Source organism: Burkholderia sp. ZZQ-2 (assembly GCF_050768715.1).
GTDB lineage: Bacteria > Pseudomonadota > Gammaproteobacteria > Burkholderiales > Burkholderiaceae > Burkholderia > Burkholderia cepacia.
Map to the genome: position 1 here is coordinate 1 of NZ_LDVA01000212.1, position 14,644 is coordinate 14,644.

Annotated in this window: 17 protein-coding genes; 10 read left to right on the plus strand and 7 right to left on the minus strand. The window is 68.2% G+C overall.

Translation table 11 applies throughout. From position 1 onward, the window contains the following. Nucleotides 1–727, plus strand: a 727-nt coding sequence (bla, locus tag ABY44_RS14620) for a class A beta-lactamase (RefSeq protein WP_431641359.1), incomplete at its 5' end; no start/stop codon positions are given. A 489-nt stretch (nt 728–1,216) separates the two neighbouring features. On the opposite strand, the gene ABY44_RS14625 is transcribed toward bla, so the two are convergent. The 3 genes from ABY44_RS14625 to ABY44_RS14635 form a co-directional block, all read right to left on the minus strand. Then, entirely contained in the window at nt 1,217–1,417 is a 201-nt protein-coding gene (locus tag ABY44_RS14625) for a membrane protein (protein ID WP_027789587.1), read from the minus strand. A 570-nt stretch (nt 1,418–1,987) separates the two neighbouring features. Beyond that, nucleotides 1,988–2,356: an antibiotic biosynthesis monooxygenase family protein gene (locus ABY44_RS14630; RefSeq protein WP_059686790.1), complete on the minus strand. Its 369-nt coding sequence runs from the start codon at nt 2,354–2,356 to the stop codon at nt 1,988–1,990. Between the two features lie 41 nt (nt 2,357–2,397). Further along, nucleotides 2,398–2,844, minus strand: a complete 447-nt coding sequence (locus ABY44_RS14635; protein ID WP_060173346.1) for a MarR family winged helix-turn-helix transcriptional regulator — start codon at nt 2,842–2,844, stop codon at nt 2,398–2,400. 175 nt (nt 2,845–3,019) lie between these two features. On the opposite strand from ABY44_RS14635, the gene ABY44_RS14640 reads away from it, so the two are divergent. Then, nucleotides 3,020–3,526 carry a hypothetical protein gene (locus tag ABY44_RS14640; protein WP_060173344.1) on the plus strand — a complete coding sequence of 169 codons (507 nt, stop codon included), beginning with the start codon at nt 3,020–3,022 and terminating at the stop codon, nt 3,524–3,526. A gap of 143 nt (nt 3,527–3,669) precedes the next feature. Here the strand turns inward: ABY44_RS14640 and ABY44_RS14645 are convergent, their stop codons facing one another. Together ABY44_RS14645 and ABY44_RS14650 are read right to left on the minus strand one after the other, a co-directional pair. Then, a complete protein-coding gene (locus ABY44_RS14645) occupies nt 3,670–5,046 on the minus strand; it encodes an ATP-binding protein (RefSeq protein ID WP_027789586.1) in 1,377 nt (458 codons plus the stop codon). Further along, a complete protein-coding gene (locus ABY44_RS14650; RefSeq protein WP_060173342.1) occupies nt 5,043–5,705 on the minus strand; it encodes a response regulator in 663 nt (220 codons plus the stop codon). Before ABY44_RS14650 ends, ABY44_RS14645 begins: the two co-directional genes overlap by 4 nt. Before the next feature lie 229 nt (nt 5,706–5,934). Between ABY44_RS14650 and ABY44_RS14655 the strand changes: the two genes are divergently transcribed. From ABY44_RS14655 to ABY44_RS14685, 7 genes are all read left to right on the plus strand, one after another. After that, entirely contained in the window at nt 5,935–6,288 is a 354-nt protein-coding gene (locus ABY44_RS14655) for a YgiW/YdeI family stress tolerance OB fold protein (protein WP_021159886.1), read from the plus strand. A gap of 63 nt (nt 6,289–6,351) precedes the next feature. Further along, the gene (locus ABY44_RS14660) at nt 6,352–7,212 is read left to right on the plus strand and encodes a MurR/RpiR family transcriptional regulator (protein ID WP_011354378.1); all 861 of its coding nucleotides are present in this window, start codon (nt 6,352–6,354) and stop codon (nt 7,210–7,212) included. A 54-nt stretch (nt 7,213–7,266) separates the two neighbouring features. Next, nucleotides 7,267–7,692 carry a GNAT family N-acetyltransferase gene (locus ABY44_RS14665; RefSeq protein ID WP_027789585.1) on the plus strand — a complete coding sequence of 142 codons (426 nt, stop codon included), beginning with the start codon at nt 7,267–7,269 and terminating at the stop codon, nt 7,690–7,692. A gap of 189 nt (nt 7,693–7,881) precedes the next feature. Continuing rightward, nucleotides 7,882–9,549 carry an ankyrin repeat domain-containing protein gene (locus ABY44_RS14670; protein WP_060173340.1) on the plus strand — a complete coding sequence of 556 codons (1,668 nt, stop codon included), beginning with the start codon at nt 7,882–7,884 and terminating at the stop codon, nt 9,547–9,549. A 350-nt stretch (nt 9,550–9,899) separates the two neighbouring features. Beyond that, nucleotides 9,900–10,760 carry an isocitrate lyase/PEP mutase family protein gene (locus ABY44_RS14675; protein WP_060173338.1) on the plus strand — a complete coding sequence of 287 codons (861 nt, stop codon included), beginning with the start codon at nt 9,900–9,902 and terminating at the stop codon, nt 10,758–10,760. 337 nt (nt 10,761–11,097) lie between these two features. Next, nucleotides 11,098–11,364 carry a YodC family protein gene (locus ABY44_RS14680; protein ID WP_060173336.1) on the plus strand — a complete coding sequence of 89 codons (267 nt, stop codon included), beginning with the start codon at nt 11,098–11,100 and terminating at the stop codon, nt 11,362–11,364. Nucleotides 11,365–11,465: 101 nt separating this feature from the next. Then, a complete protein-coding gene (locus tag ABY44_RS14685) occupies nt 11,466–12,671 on the plus strand; it encodes a cytochrome P450 (protein ID WP_060173333.1) in 1,206 nt (401 codons plus the stop codon). A 15-nt stretch (nt 12,672–12,686) separates the two neighbouring features. Here the strand turns inward: ABY44_RS14685 and ABY44_RS14690 are convergent, their stop codons facing one another. Together ABY44_RS14690 and ABY44_RS14695 are read right to left on the minus strand one after the other, a co-directional pair. Then, nucleotides 12,687–13,013, minus strand: a complete 327-nt coding sequence (locus ABY44_RS14690) for a superinfection immunity protein (RefSeq protein ID WP_011354384.1) — start codon at nt 13,011–13,013, stop codon at nt 12,687–12,689. A gap of 101 nt (nt 13,014–13,114) precedes the next feature. Then, the gene (locus ABY44_RS14695; protein WP_060173332.1) at nt 13,115–13,534 is read right to left on the minus strand and encodes a rhodanese-like domain-containing protein; all 420 of its coding nucleotides are present in this window, start codon (nt 13,532–13,534) and stop codon (nt 13,115–13,117) included. Nucleotides 13,535–13,645: 111 nt separating this feature from the next. On the opposite strand from ABY44_RS14695, the gene ftrA reads away from it, so the two are divergent. After that, a complete protein-coding gene (gene ftrA, locus ABY44_RS14700) occupies nt 13,646–14,620 on the plus strand; it encodes a transcriptional regulator FtrA (RefSeq protein WP_059488315.1) in 975 nt (324 codons plus the stop codon). Nucleotides 14,621–14,644 lie beyond the last annotated feature (24 nt).

A 14,644-nucleotide genomic window follows, 5' to 3' on the forward strand; every position in this document is an offset into this window, starting at 1 on the left:
CGCAATCGACACGGCGAGCGGCCGGGTCATCGAGCATCGCGCGGACGAACGCTTCCCGTTCTGCAGCACGTTCAAGGCGATGCTGAGTGCGGCGGTGCTTGCGCAGAGCGTCGAGCGGCCGGCGTTGCTGCAACAGCGCGTGACGTATACCCGCGCCGATCTCGTCAACTATTCGCCGGTGTCGGAGAAGCATGTCGGCGAGGGCATGACGGTCGCCGCGCTGTGCGAGGCCGCGATCCAGTACAGCGACAACTCGGCCGCAAACCTGCTGATGAAGCTGCTCGGCGGCCCGGCGGCGGTGACGGCCTACGCGCGCTCGATCGGCGACGACACGTTCAGGCTCGATCGATGGGAGACCGAACTGAATACCGCGCTGCCGGGCGACCTGCGCGACACGACGACGCCGGCCGCGATGGCCGCAAGCATGCGCGTGCTGATGGTCGGCGATGCGCTGCCGGCCGCGCAGCGCGCGCAGCTCGTTGCGTGGATGCGTGGCAACAAGGTGGGCGACAAGCGGCTCCGTGCGGGCGTGCCGGCCGGGTGGACGGTCGGTGACAAGACGGGCACCGGCGACTACGGGACGACCAACGACGCGGGTGTCGTGTGGTTGCCGTCGCGTGTGCCGATCGCGGTGGCCGTGTACTACACGCAGACGCGTGCCGATGCGCGCTCGAAGGACGACGTGATCGCGTCGGTTGCGCGCATCGTGGTTCAGGCATTCGGTTGACGCGGGCGGTGCGGTGCGGTGCGGTGCGCGTGACGCGATGCGCAGGCGGGCCGTGCCGCAGCCGTGACCTGCGCGATCAAACGTTGTGCGATCAACGACTTAGGTCACGCATGCTCAGGATATCCACATGCTTGCCAACAAAAATTGTGGACAAGCCCGCGCGCGGCCGCGCACGGCGTGGGGCGGGCCACCGTGCCGCATTTGAGGCGGCGCGGACAAAGCCTTTCGGATCAAGCGCTTGGTCGCGGTATGCGCAGGCTATCCACACGCTTGCCAACACAATCTGTGGACAAGCCGGTTCGCCTGCGCGGAAGGCGGCCCGTCACGTGGCGCGACGACGTGCGAGCGGCACTTTGCCGGCCGCGTGCCGCATTTGAGGCGGCGCGGACAAAGTCTTTCGGATCAAGCGCTTGGTCGCGGTATGCGCAGGCTATCCACATGCTTGCCAACACAATCTGTGGACAAGCCCGGCAGCCGCGCGGGCGACGGTCAGGGCTGCCGATCGTCGACCGTGGGCCAGCGCACGAACGCGAACACCCACAACATGACGAAGTTCAGGATCGGGACGAACATCGTCAGGATCCACCAGCCCGAATGCCCGGTGCGCCGGACGATACGGACGTACGGATAAACGACGACGGCGACGAGCACGAGTGAGACGACCAGCTGCCACGCGGTGAAGTGTTCCATGGCCTTCCTCGGAGTGAAGTGTCGGGCGGAACGGCCGGCCCGTCGAACCGTCGCGCGAAGCCGGCGATGCACGGCCGCGTGCGGCTCGCGTGATCTTGACGCGTGGCGGGCGCGAGCGTCAAGGCGAGGGTGGTGTACGGTGGCGGCGCGTCTGTCGCGCGGGATCGTCGCATTCACGCATGTCCGGGCCACACGCTGCCGCAACCGTGACGCGGCGCATGAACCGTAAGCCGATCAACGGGTTAGCGCACGCGTGCGCAGGATATCCACAAGCTTGCCAACAAAATCTGTGGGTAAGTGGCGCAGCGCATGGCCGGCACGTGTGCGCCGGCTGCGACGTGCATCGTCGTGGCGTCGTGATGCGAAGTGCGGCGAAGCGGTGGACGCGGTGGCCGTCACCGGGGCCGCGTCTGCATCACGCGTGCCAAAGTCCATCGGATCAAGGGTTTAGCGTTGCGGTGCGCAGGATATCCACAAGCTTGCCAACATTTTCTGTGGAGAAGTCGGGGTGCGCGCGGGACACCCGGGACACCCGCGAATGCCACGTGTTGCCGCGATGCGTGCGTGCACTTACGCAGTGCAGATACCGGCCACGCCGACTTTCTGGAACAGGTGCGGGCTCGCGACGGCGGACGACGGATAGGCCGACAGCTTGGCCACGAACCCGGGGTGCGTGAAGGCCGCGCGAAACGCTTCGGCCGATTCCCAGATCGCGTAGTTCAGGTAAGTCGGACTGTCGCCGAGCGCGCGATGAAGCTGGGTCGAGATGAATCCCGGCTGCTGCTTCATGAATTCGGCATCGTCCTTCCACACGGAGAGAAAGTCCGCTTCGTCGGCGGGGGCCAACGTGAACAGGTTGACGAGAACGACCGGCTCGGCGTCGATGCCGATCTGTTGCTGGATCGGAAAGGCCGGATCCATCGGCTTGAATTGAGGCATGGGAACTCCTTCGGGTGAGGGGGGCGGGCGCGATTGAGCGCTCACGTCGGTGCATCGGCGCCATGTGCGCTGGACATCGCTGACAGCACGCGGATCGCCGCGTCCAGGTCAGCCGAACTGAAGTCGCCGGCGATGTCGCGGACATGCTGTTGCCACTCCCCGACCACGGCCTGATAGGCCGCATCGCCACGCGGCGTCAGCGCATACAGAGGCGAGCGCTTGTGCGCCGGATTGGGTAGCGACTGGACGAGCCCTTCGTCGGTCAGCACGTTGACCTGTTTCAGCACGGCCTGCCGCGTGATGCCCATTGCTTCGGCGATCTGCGGGATGTTCGGGGCAACCGGTGCCATCGCGATGGCACCCAGCACCTGCCAGCGCGCACTGGTCAGCCCGTGCGGGCCGGCAAAGGTGTTGCCCCATTCGATCAGCAGGCCGTTCAACCGGAATACGGACAGCGCGACGGCGGTCAACTTCTCGGATTTCGTCATGTCCGATACGCGTGATGAATTGACAACTACTTTACGAAATGGACAACTAGTTGTCCATTTGGCGAATGAACGTCGCTGAGCGAAGCCAGGCCGGTAAACTGGCAACGCGATCCGGCACCGGTAACATTTGCCGCGACGGATGGCGGGCCGACAACAAAGAACCTGGAGAGAATCAGTGAGAACCATCTGGAAAACGGTCGCCGTGCCGCTGCTGGCGATCGCATGCGGAACGCCAGCACACGCGTGCCTGCCGGCCCGATACGAGACCGCGTATTTCGGCACGGCCGAATACATGGGCGACGCACTACGCGACAAGGTAGTCGACGACATCCGCGCCAATCACTACACGATCATCGAGCCGAAAATCGGCTTGCTGTTCTACGCGATCGTCAGGAAGGGGGACGGGATCTACCTGGGCGCTGACCGGATCGCCACGGGGAGCGATTCGTTCTGGTACCTCGGGCACGGCTACTACCAGCTGAGCGGTCAGCTCTATTTCATGGGTGAACACGTCGGCGCGTATCCGCTCAACGGTACCGTGGTCGTCCACACCGAGGATCGCACCCGGCAAAGGCCGGACGACTATCCCGAGGGCCGCCTGTTTTGCGTCGTGAAGAAATACGCCAGCATTCTCGAAACCTCGACCGGCCTGCGAATCGAGCGGATCGTCTTCGACAACTGAGCGGGGAGCATGAGTGACCCGGGCGGCGCATTTCCGACGCAGCCTCGACAAACCCTTTCCGATCAATGGCTTGGTGTCGTTAATGGACGGTTGTCCACACGCTTGCCAACACAATCTGTGGAAAAGCCGCACGTGGCGCGGCATCAGGCCGGCAGCGGAAAGCGCACCGTGACGGTCAGCCCGCGCCCGCCGCGTGTCGTGCCGAGTGCGACCGTCGCGCGATGCTGTTCGGCGATCCGCTTGACGATCGACAGCCCGAGCCCGCTGCCCGACGACGTGACGGCCTGCGCGCCCTCGCCGCGATAGAAACGCTCCCACACGTCGGTGCGTTCGGCTTCCGGGATACCGGGGCCGTCGTCGGCGACTTCGAGCACGGGCGTCGTGCCGTCGAGCCGCGCGGACACGTCGACACGCGCGCCGTCGCCCGCATAGCGGATCGCGTTGTCGACGAGGTTGTTCAGCAGCACGCGCAGCGTGTCGGCATTGCCCGACGTCATCACGGGCGTCGACACGATCGCGCCGAGATCGATCCGGTGCGCGTCGGCGACGCGCGTGCGGTCCGATACCACCGACCGGCACAGCGCGGCGAGATCGACGGGCGCCGACGCGGAGGCGGCCGCCTGCGCATCGGGTTCGAGGCGCGCGAGCGTCAGCAGCTGTTCGGCGAGGTGGCCGAGCCGCGTCGTGCCGGCATGGATCTGCGCAAGGATGTGCTCGCGTTCCTCGGCGGTCGACGCGCGCCGCAGCAACTGCGACTGGATCGACAGCCCCATGATCGGCGTGCGCAATTCGTGCGCGGCATCGGCGATGAAGTGCCGTTGCAGCGTGAACGAGCGGTCCAGGCGCGCGAGCAGGTCGTTGATCGCTTCGGCGAGCGGACGGACTTCGTTCGGCATTGCGCCGACGTCGACCGGCTCGAGATTGTTCGCATTCCTGCGTTTGAGGCCGGATGCGATCGTGCGCAGCGGCCGCAACCCCGCGCCGATGCCGAACCACAGGCCGATCGCGAGCAGCGGCAGCATCGAGAACACGGGCCACAGCAGGTGCACGGCGATGCCCGCGATCGCTTCCCAGCGCGCATGGCGTGCCTGCGCGAGCCGGATCGTCGTGCCGCCGCGTTCGGTCACGTAGGTGCGCCACGGCTGGCCGCCGACGTCGACGCTCGCGATGCCTTTCTGCTCGGGCGGCGGCAGGGTCGAATCGCGGTCGGTCGAATACACGAGCTTGCCGTTGCGCCAGACCTGCAGCAGCACGGCATCGGGATCGCTCGCCTCGAAACCGTGCTTGCCGTTGGCGCGGTTGCTGAACGACAGCTCGCCGTTCGGGCCGACGACGATCTGCTTCGACATGCTGCGCATCTGGTCGTCGAGCAGGTCGTCGAGCTCGCGCAGCGCGCCCCAGTAGGTGCCGGCACTCGCGACGAGGCCGATCACGCACGCGGCCGGGAGCAGCCACGTCAGCAGGCGCCGCCGCAGCGACGCGTTGCGCCAGCGTGCGATCGCGTGTTGCATGCGCGTCATGCGCCGTCACCGATCCGGTAGCCGACGCCACGCACCGTGCGGATCATGTCGTGGCCGAGCTTCTTGCGCAGGTTGTGGATGTGCACCTGCACGGCGTTGCTCTCGATTTCCTCGCCCCAGCTGTACAGCCGCTCCTCGAACTGCTCGCGCGAAATCACCGCGCCCGGGTCGCGCATCAGCTCGTGCAGCAGCACGAACTCCTTCGGCGACAGCGTGACTTCGTCGTCGCCGAGCCAGACGAGGTGCTTGACGGGGTCGAGCCGCAGCGGGCCGATCGTGAGGGTCGTCTGCGCGCGGCCTGCGTGGCGGCGGTTGACCGCGCGGATGCGGGCGAGCAGTTCGTCGAGTTCGAACGGCTTGACGAGATAATCGTCCGCGCCGCTGTCGAGGCCCGCGATGCGGTCGGGCACGCCGTCGCGCGCGGTGATGATGATCGCGGGCAGGTTTTCGTCGCGGCGGCGCAGCGCGGCGAGCACCGACAGGCCGTCGCGGTTCGGCAGCCCGAGATCGAGCAGCAGCAGGCCGTAGCCGGTCGCGCGCAACGCGAGCGACGCGGCGTCGCCGTCCTTGACCCAGTCGACCGCGAAGCCTTCCTGTTTGAGGCCCTGTTCGAGCCCGCTGCCGATCAGCGGATCGTCCTCGACGAGCAGTACGCGCATGGATTCGTATCTCTTCAACGGGGCGCCATGGCGCCCGGGGTTCCCATGATAAGCGCGCGGGCCTTAGCGGGAGCTTAAACACGGGCGCGCGGCGGGCTTGCGCGCGTGCCCGGTGCGGCACCGTGCCGCTGCGGCGCGACCTTCAGGTTTGCTTAATCTTACGGTCCGTAATCTGGGGCCGTCGCGTTCAACGGAGCGCGGCGTCACATCGAAGAAGAGGACCGAGATCATGAAACACCTGACGAGAATCCTGGCGGTTGCGCTCGCCGTGCTGCCCGCCGCCGTTTACGCGGAATATACCGGGCCGTCCACGCTGACCACGACGACCGTGAAGGAACTGCTCGCGAACGGCAAGGACGACCAGCACGTGCAGTTGCAGGGGCGCATCGTCAAGCATGTCGGCGGCGAGGATTACGAATTCGCCGATGCGACGGGCACGATCCGCGTCGAGATCGACCACAAGCTGTGGGCGGCCGGCCAGCCCGTCAGTGACCGGAACGAAGTGAAGGTGACCGGCGAATTCGAGCGCAAATGGTCGGGCAGCGTGAAGGTCGACGCCGATCACGTCGAAGTGCTGCGCTGACCGGTGCACCGGTGTATACGGGGCCGGTGATACCATGGACGACCGGTTCCCGCTCACACCAAGATGGCCGCCAATTTCGACGAACTCGCGTCCCGGATCCGGGCGCAATTTTCCGAGCTGAGCCCGCAATTCCAGGCGGGCGCGGCCTTCCTGCTCGATCATCCCGACGAAGTCGCCACGTCGTCGATGCGCAAGGTCGCACAGCGCGCGCAGGTGCAGCCCGCGTCGCTCGTGCGGCTCGCGCAGCAATTCGGCTTCCCCGGCTGGAACGAGCTGCGCGACCTGTGTGTCGCGCGCGTGCGCACGCGCCCCGAGCCGCTCACGCAGCGGGCGCGCTCGCTCGTGCGGCCCGATGCGAAGGCGTCGCTCGCGCACGACCTGCTCGCCGCGCAACAACACAACCTGTCGGCCACCGCCGCGCAGAACGAGCACGCGCTCGCCGATGCCGCGAAACTCATCCGCAAGGCGTCGCACGTGCATGTCGCGGGGTTTCGCTCGTGCTACCCGGTTGCATTCGGCTTCGTGTACGGCTACCGGCTGTTCCGCCCGACCGTGTCGCTGCTCAACGGCGTCGCCGGGTCGCTCGAAATGGAGCTGCGGACGATCGCGAAGCAGAGCGTGACCGTCGTCGTCAGCTTCGCGCCGTATTCGGCGGAAGCGACGCGCGTCGCGCAGGCCGCGAAGGCGCAGGGCAGCCGGATCGTCGCGATCACCGACAGCGCGGTGTCGCCGATCGCGCTGCACGCGGACGCACAACTGATCTTCACGCACGACAGCCCGTCGTTCTTCCCGTCGCTGGTGGCCGCGCACGCGATGGCCGAAGCGCTGGTCGCGCAGTTGCTGGCGCTCGAAGGCAGCGATGCGATCGCCGCGCTCGAGCGCACGGAAGCGGAGCTGCATGCGAAGGGCGCTTACGTCGTCTGACGCGGTGCGTGCGGGTTCAACCTTCCTCATTTCCGATTCAACCGGACTCGACCGATGACGTTCACATACGAGGTGACCGACGCGGGCGACGTGAACGTTCGCAAGCAGATCGTCGCGCCGCTCATCCGATTCAACGAAAGCCAGGCGGGCCCGAATGACTTCCGCGCGCTGGCCGTGGTCGTGACCGACGCCGAAGGCACGGTGGTCGGCGGCTTGTGGGGCAGCACGGCGTACGGCTGGCTGCATGTCGACCTGCTCGTGGTGCCCGAGGCCGCGCGCGGCCAGGGTGCGGGCACGCGCATCATGGATCTGGCCGAAGCGGAAGCCGTCGCGCGCGGATGCCACGGCGCGTGGCTCGACACGTTCGACTTCCAGGCGCGGCCGTTCTACGAGAAACGCGGCTATGTCCGCTTCGGCGAACTGCCGGATTATCCGGCCGGGCACACGCGCATTTTCCTGACGAAGCGGCTTGCGGGCTGAGCGTCGCCGCATGGAGCGGCCCGGTTGACGCGGTCGCCGGCCGTCGCCTAGGATAGCGGCCAGCGATGCAGGTCGCTTCCGGGTCCGCGGAAAGGGTTGAACCTACCTGTCGCAGCAAATCCAGTCTTCCTCCTGTCCTTTGTGCTGGCGGTATTGCGGACCTTCGGCCATGACTGCACGAGGATTCGCATGAAAAAGCTGCCTCCCGGGGCCAATCCCGATCATCTGAAAAAGCAGGCCAAGGCATTGTTGCGCCTGTACCGGCAGGGTGACGCCGACGCCGTCGCGCGCTTTGTCCGCTTTCTCCCGGCCGCCGCCAACCGCACGCACGACGAAGCGCTCGCGCTCGGGCTCCGGCTGCACGATGCGCAGTCGTGCATTGCGCGCGAGTACGGTTTCGCGTCATGGGCCGATCTCGGCGCGTTCGTCGAAACGCATGCGCTCGCCGGGCAACAGCGGTCGGCGTTGATCCGGCGCTGGCTCGACCTGGCGTACGGCGCCGACGTGACGGGCGGTTTCGATGCGGCCCGGCCGCGCGTCGCCGCGCAACTGCTGCTCGACCGGCCCGATCTCGTTGCAAGCGATCCGACCGTCGCATGCGCGGCCGGCGACCTCGATGCCGTGAAGGCGGCGCTGGCCGCCGATCCCGGATGGATCGCGCGCGCCGGCGGCGTGCTGAAGCTGCCGCCGCTGGTTGCCGTCACGCATTCGCGGCTCGGGCAGATTCCCGGGTTCGCCGTCCGGCTGCGCGCCTGCGCGCGTCATCTGCTCGATGCCGGCGCCGATCCGAACCAGCGGATCGGCAACCGGTTTCCGCCGGCGTCGCTTGCCGCGCCCGACGAAGCGGAGCCGCTGTCGGCGCTGTACGGCGCCGCGGGCGTCAATCGCGATCCGGTTCTGACCGCGATGCTGCTGGAAGCCGGCGCCGACCCGAACGACGGCGAATCGCTCTATCACTCGGTGGAAAATCCGGCCTGTACGCGCCTGCTGCTCGAACACGGCGCGCGGGTGGGCGGGACCAATGCGTTGCGTCGCGCATTCGACATGCGCGATGCGGACGCGCTCGAACTGCTGCTCGCGCATGGCGGCGACCCGAACGAGCCGCCCGGCGAGGGGCTGGCGCAGACCTGGGGCGCACCGTTGTTGCGGGCGATCGGCGTGCGCTGCTCGGCGCGCCACGTTGCCGCGCTGCTGGCGGCCGGCGCCGATCCCCGCGCGCGGACCCCGGCGGGCGTCAGTGCGTACCGGCTGGCGATGCAGACCGGGCTGTCGGAGGTCGCCGCGTTGTTGCGTGCGGCGGGCGCGGAAGAGGCGCTCGACGCCGAGGACGCATTCGTGGCGGCCTGCGCGCGCGCCGACGCCGACGATGCGCGACGCATCCAGGCACGGCATCCCGAACTGCCGGGCGCGCTGCCCGGCGAGCGGCTGCGGCTGCTGCCGGATGCCGCCGCGTGGGGGTCGGGCGACGCGGTGAAGGTCATGGTCGAACTGGGCTGGCCGATCGCGGCGCGGGGCGGCGACTGGGACGCGAGCGCGCTGAATCACGCGGTGTTTCGCGGCGATGCGGGCTTGCTGGCGTTCCTCCTCGAGCACGGCGCGAGCTGGCGTGACATGCACGGGTTCGGCAGCGACGCGCTCGGCACATTGTCCTGGGCATCCGTCAACGAACCGGAGCATGTCGGCGCAGCCGACTGGGAGGCTTGCGCGCGGGTGCTGCTCGCGCACGGTGTGCCGCAAGCCGCGCGGGACCCGTCGAATCCGGACGGCGTACTGATCGACGGTCGCGCGATGCGTTTCTCCGAAGCCGTCACCGACGTGTTGCTCGGCATCGACGGCGGGCCACCGGCGGCAAGGTAAGCGGCTATCGGTTGGCAACGGACGGGCGGCGGTGTCGGCCCGCTCGTTGCCGGTTGCGGGTTGCCGGCTCCCGATTCGCGATTCCCGATTCCCGATTCCCGGCTTCGGGCTTCGGGCTTCCGGCTTCCGGCTTCCGGCTTCCGGCTCCCAGCTCCCAGCTCCCAGCTCCCAGCTCCCAGCTCCCAGCTCCCAGCTCCCGACTCCCGACTCCCGACTCCCGACTCCCGACTCCCGGCGTGCAGTCGGCGCATCGGTTTTTTCCTGTCGCGCGACGACATTTCGGTGAACGCTGAAACGTCGCGTGCACGATCGGCGTAAGCTCGGCCGTCAACTTTCTCCTGGAGCCCGCGATGACCCGTTCCGATCTTCAAGCCCGCCAAGCCGAAGCCTTCCGCGCCCTGCATGCACGCGCCGGCGCCTTCATCATCCCGAACCCGTGGGACGCCGGCACCGCGCGCCTGCTCGCGATGGCCGGCTTCGAGGCGCTCGCGACCACGAGCGCCGGCTACGCCTTTTCGAAAGGCCGGCCCGACTATGCGATCGACCGCGACGAGATGCTCGATCACATCGCCGAGATCGCCGCCGCGGGCGGCCTGCCCGTGAGCGCCGACCTCGAGAACGGCTTCGGCGATGCGCCCGCCACGGTGGCCGAGACGATCCGGCTCGCGGCCGAGGCCGGCGCGGTCGGCGGGTCGATCGAGGATGCGACGGGCCGCGCCGACGCGCCGATCTATGCGCACGAAGCGGCGGTCGAGCGCATCGCGGCGGCCGTCGACGCGGCGCGTGCGCTGCCGTTTCCGTTCACGCTGACCGCGCGCTGCGAAAACTACCTGCACGGCCGCCACGACCTCGTCGACACGATCGCGCGGCTCGTCGCCTATCGCGACGCGGGCGCCGACGTGCTGTATGCGCCGGGCATCACCGATGCGGACGACATCGCGGCGGTGACGCGGGCGGTCGGCGCACCCGTGAATGTCGTGATGGGGCTGCAGGGCGGATTGCTGAGCGTCGACGCACTGGCGGCGCTCGGCGTGAAGCGCGTGAGTGTCGGCGGCGCACTGGCGCGGGCCGCGCTCGGCGCGTTCCTGCGCGGCGCGAAGGAGATGGCGCAGGACGGCACGTTTACGTTCACGCAAGCGGCCGTTCCCGGGCGCGATATCAACCGCTGGTTTGCGTCGCCGGATAATTCACCGGTTTTGTTCGGTGAATGAGTGTAAATAAATCGTGGGATCGTTCCCAATCGAAAAGTTGATTGATAATAATCAATCGATTTCACGTCAGAATTAAACGTCGGTGACGACGAAAAATACATCGTCTATTCTCCGCATTTCGCCCGTTCGACCGGGTCCGGCGCGCAAGCCGCGCCGGATCGGGCGGCCGGGCATCCGCCGGGCGCGTCGATGGCGCGCATTGTTGCATTTTCCCGATCATGACATTTTTGAAAAGGGGAGTTGCCGGCCGGTTTTTTGATTGATAATCTGCGGCACGTTCGAATGAACAGTTGGTGGGCTGCCGGGAATATCGATATATAAAAATGCTGAGAGAGCGATGACGATCCGAGAAAATCAACGCGTCAGGTTTCGCGTCGGCGATGTCGTGACGCTGAAGACGGGCGGGCCGCGCATGACCGTGACCTATGCCGGGCCGGTCGTATTCGACGACGGCGACTGGCTGATCTGCCAGTGGTTCGACGAACACGGCGAATTCCGGCAGGAAATGTTCCCTCACGACACCGTGGCGCCGGAGCCGCGCGCGATTTCGGCCGGGCGTGTCCGCATGCGCATGCAGTCGCATCGCTACCGCTCGGCTGCCTGACATTCACCTGACATCGCGAGGCGGTCGCACGCGGCGCCCGCGCCGCGACATTTCACGCCGGCCCGAAACATGCGGCGGTGCACTGCGTCGATACTGTCTGCATGAACCCGACCGATCCCATCGCAGCGGTTACGCACCGCGATCCCTATCCCTACTATGCGGCGCTCGTCGACGGGTCGCCGCTCGCGTTCGACGCCACGCTCGGCCTGTGGGTCGCGAGCCGCGCGGCCGCCGTGACGGCCGTGCTCGGCCATCCGGCCTGCCGCGTACGCCCGCTGGACGCGCCCGTGCCGCCCGCGTTGCGCGGCACGACAGCCGGCGCGCTGTTCGGCGAGCTGGTGCGCATGAACGACGGCGCGTTGCGGCACGACGTGCCGAAGCAGGCGCTGCGCACGGCGTTCGCGCCGATCGATGCGGCTGCACTGCGCGACCGTGCCATGCAGCTCGCCGCGCGGCGCCTGCCGCCGCCGGGCGATGCCGGCGCGCTGAATGCGTGGTGCATGACGGTGCCCGTCTGCGCGGTCGCGGATCTGCTGGGCTTCGACGAGACGCAGCTCGACGCGATCGCGGCGCAGGTGGTCGACTTCGTCGCGGCGCTGTCGCCGCTGTCCGATGCCGAGGCGCTGGCCCGCGCGAGCGACGCCGCGCGACAATTGCTCGACCGGATGACGGTGCGCGTCGCGCAGACGCGTGCGCACGACGGCACGCTCGTCGCCGCCGTGCAGCAGGCGGCCCGTGCGGCGGGCTGGCAGGCAAGCGGCGCGCTGGTCGCGAACCTCGTCGGGCTGCTGTCGCAGACGTGCGAGGCGACCGCCGCCTGGCTCGGCAATGCGCTGGTGGCGTGGAACGGGGGCGCGGAATCGGGCTTGGAAGCGGGCTTAGAAGCGGGCGCGAGCGCCGCGCGCGTCGTGCCGGACGATGCCGCGCTTGACGCGTTCGTTGCCGAAGTCGGGCGCTTCGATTCACCGGTGCAGAACACGCGCCGCTTCGTCGCATCGCGCACGACGATCGAAGGCGTGACCGTCGAAGCCGGCGACGCGATCCTCGTCGTGCTCGCCGCGGCGAACCGCGACCCGGCCGTGCATCGCGATCCGCACCGGCTGATGCCCGGCCGCGCGGCCGGGCCGAATTTCGGTTTCGGCACGGGGCCGCACGGCTGCCCGGGCGAGCGGATCGCACGGGCGGTGACAGCGGGGGCGTTCGGGGCGTGGCTGCGTGCGGGCGGCGGGCCGCGGCACGACGGGCTGGCGTGGCATTACCGCGCGTCGACCAACGTCAGGATGCCGAAGTTCGACGCGGCAGGGTGATCGGGAAAGAGGGACTTAACGGCAGCCTTGCTTTTCCGCCCATTGCTCCTGGGCGGCGACACGGCGCTGCACACGTTCGACGAGACCGGTTGAAAAGGTCCGCATGCTGATGCCGCGACGCTTGGCGAGGATCGTCTGCGCGACATCGGTGCGGGGGTTCGGCTGGCAGGCCCAGTACAGCGTCATCAGCCAGCCGATGCCGGTCCACCCGAACAGCGCGTTGAACATCGCGACCGTCAGCTTGTCGTGCCGGCCACGCCGGTCGGCAATGACCGCCGGCAGAAAATAGATCGCGATCGCGGCCACCGAACCGGCCACTTGAATCAGGACTGCGTTCTGCATGTTGCTGCTCCATCCGAACTGCAATGGAGCCGATTGTCGCGCTTTTTTCGTTCGCGTGCAGGCCGCGCTCAGACAATTGATTGTTGCGGTTTTAATGATGATCAGCCGGCTTCGGTGTCCGCCGGCTGCATTTCGTTGCTCAGCGCGAAACCTTCGTCGCGCCAGCCCGTCACGCCGCCGATCATCAGCTTGACCGGCCGGCCGAGGTGCGCGAGCCGGATCGCCGCGCGCGCGGCGCCGTTGCAGTGCGGGCCCGCGCAGTAGACGACGAACAGCGTGCCGGCCGGATAGCCGGCGAGCTTGCTCTCGATGATCTTGCGGTGCGGCAGGTTGCGCGCGCCGGGCACGTGACCGGCGGCGAACTGGTCGGGGCCGCGCACGTCGAGCAGCACGAAATCGGGCGCACCCGATGCGAGCGCGTCGTGCACGTCCCAGCAATCGGTCTCGAAGCGCAGCGACGCCTCGAAATGCGCGAGGGCGGCGGGGCTGTCGGCAGCGGGGACGGCGGTGACGTAGGACATGGTCGAGTTCTCCTGAAGGTTGCGCGGAACGCAGTGGAATGAAGGGCAGTATCGCGGTTCGGCGACCGTCGCGGCAGTGGCGCGATCGACAAGTTCCGGTAACATCGCGCCATGCACAATCATCTCGTCGTCGCGCTCGCCTACGATCGCCTCTGCACCTTCGAATTCGGCTGCGTGGTCGAACTGTTCGCGCTCGAACGCCCCGAGCTCGGGGTCGACTGGTATCGCTTCGCGGTCTGCGCGAGCGAGCCGGGGCCCGTGCGCGCGGCGGGCGGCATCACGGTCGCCGCGCCGTATCGGCTCGCGACGCTCGATCGCGCCGATACCATCGTGATTCCCGGCTGGCGCGATCCGGACGAACCGCCGCCGGAACCGTTGCTGAAGAAGCTGCGGGCCGCGCATCGCCGTGGCGCGCGGCTTTGCTCGATCTGCTCGGGCGTGTTCGTGCTGGCCGCGGCCGGCGTGCTCGACGGCCTCACGGTGACGACCCACTGGCGCTATGCGGAGAAACTGCAGGCGCGTTATCCCGCGCTGCGCGTGAATCCCGATGCGCTTTACGTCGACGAAGGTCAGGTCGTCACGTCGGCCGGATCGGCGGCGGGGCTCGACATGCTGCTGCATCTCGTGCGCCGCGATCACGGCGGCGCGATCGCGAACCGGGTCGCGCAGCGCCTCGTGCTGCCGCCGCATCGCGACGGCGGCCAGGCGCAGTTCGTGCCGCGCCCGGTCGCGCCGGGTGGCACCGACCGCCTCGCGAAGCTGATCGACTGGATGCGCGCGCACGCGGCCGAGCCGCATACGCTCGCGTCGCTCGCCGCGCAGGCCGCGATGAGCACGCGCACGCTGCAGCGGCAGTTCGCGGACGCGACGGGGATGTCGCCGCTCGCATGGCTGATCCGCGAACGCGTGAACGTGGCGAAGGACATGCTCGAAGCGCATCCCGCGCTGTCGCTCGCGCAGGTGGCGGCGCGTGCGGGGTTCGGTTCAGAGGAGTCGCTGCGGCGGCATTTCCGGCGCGTCGCGGCGACGAGCCCGGCCGCGTACCGGCGCGGGATGGATCGCGGCGTAAGATCGCAGGACGCTTGAGCGCCGCGCTGTTGCGCGGTGGCT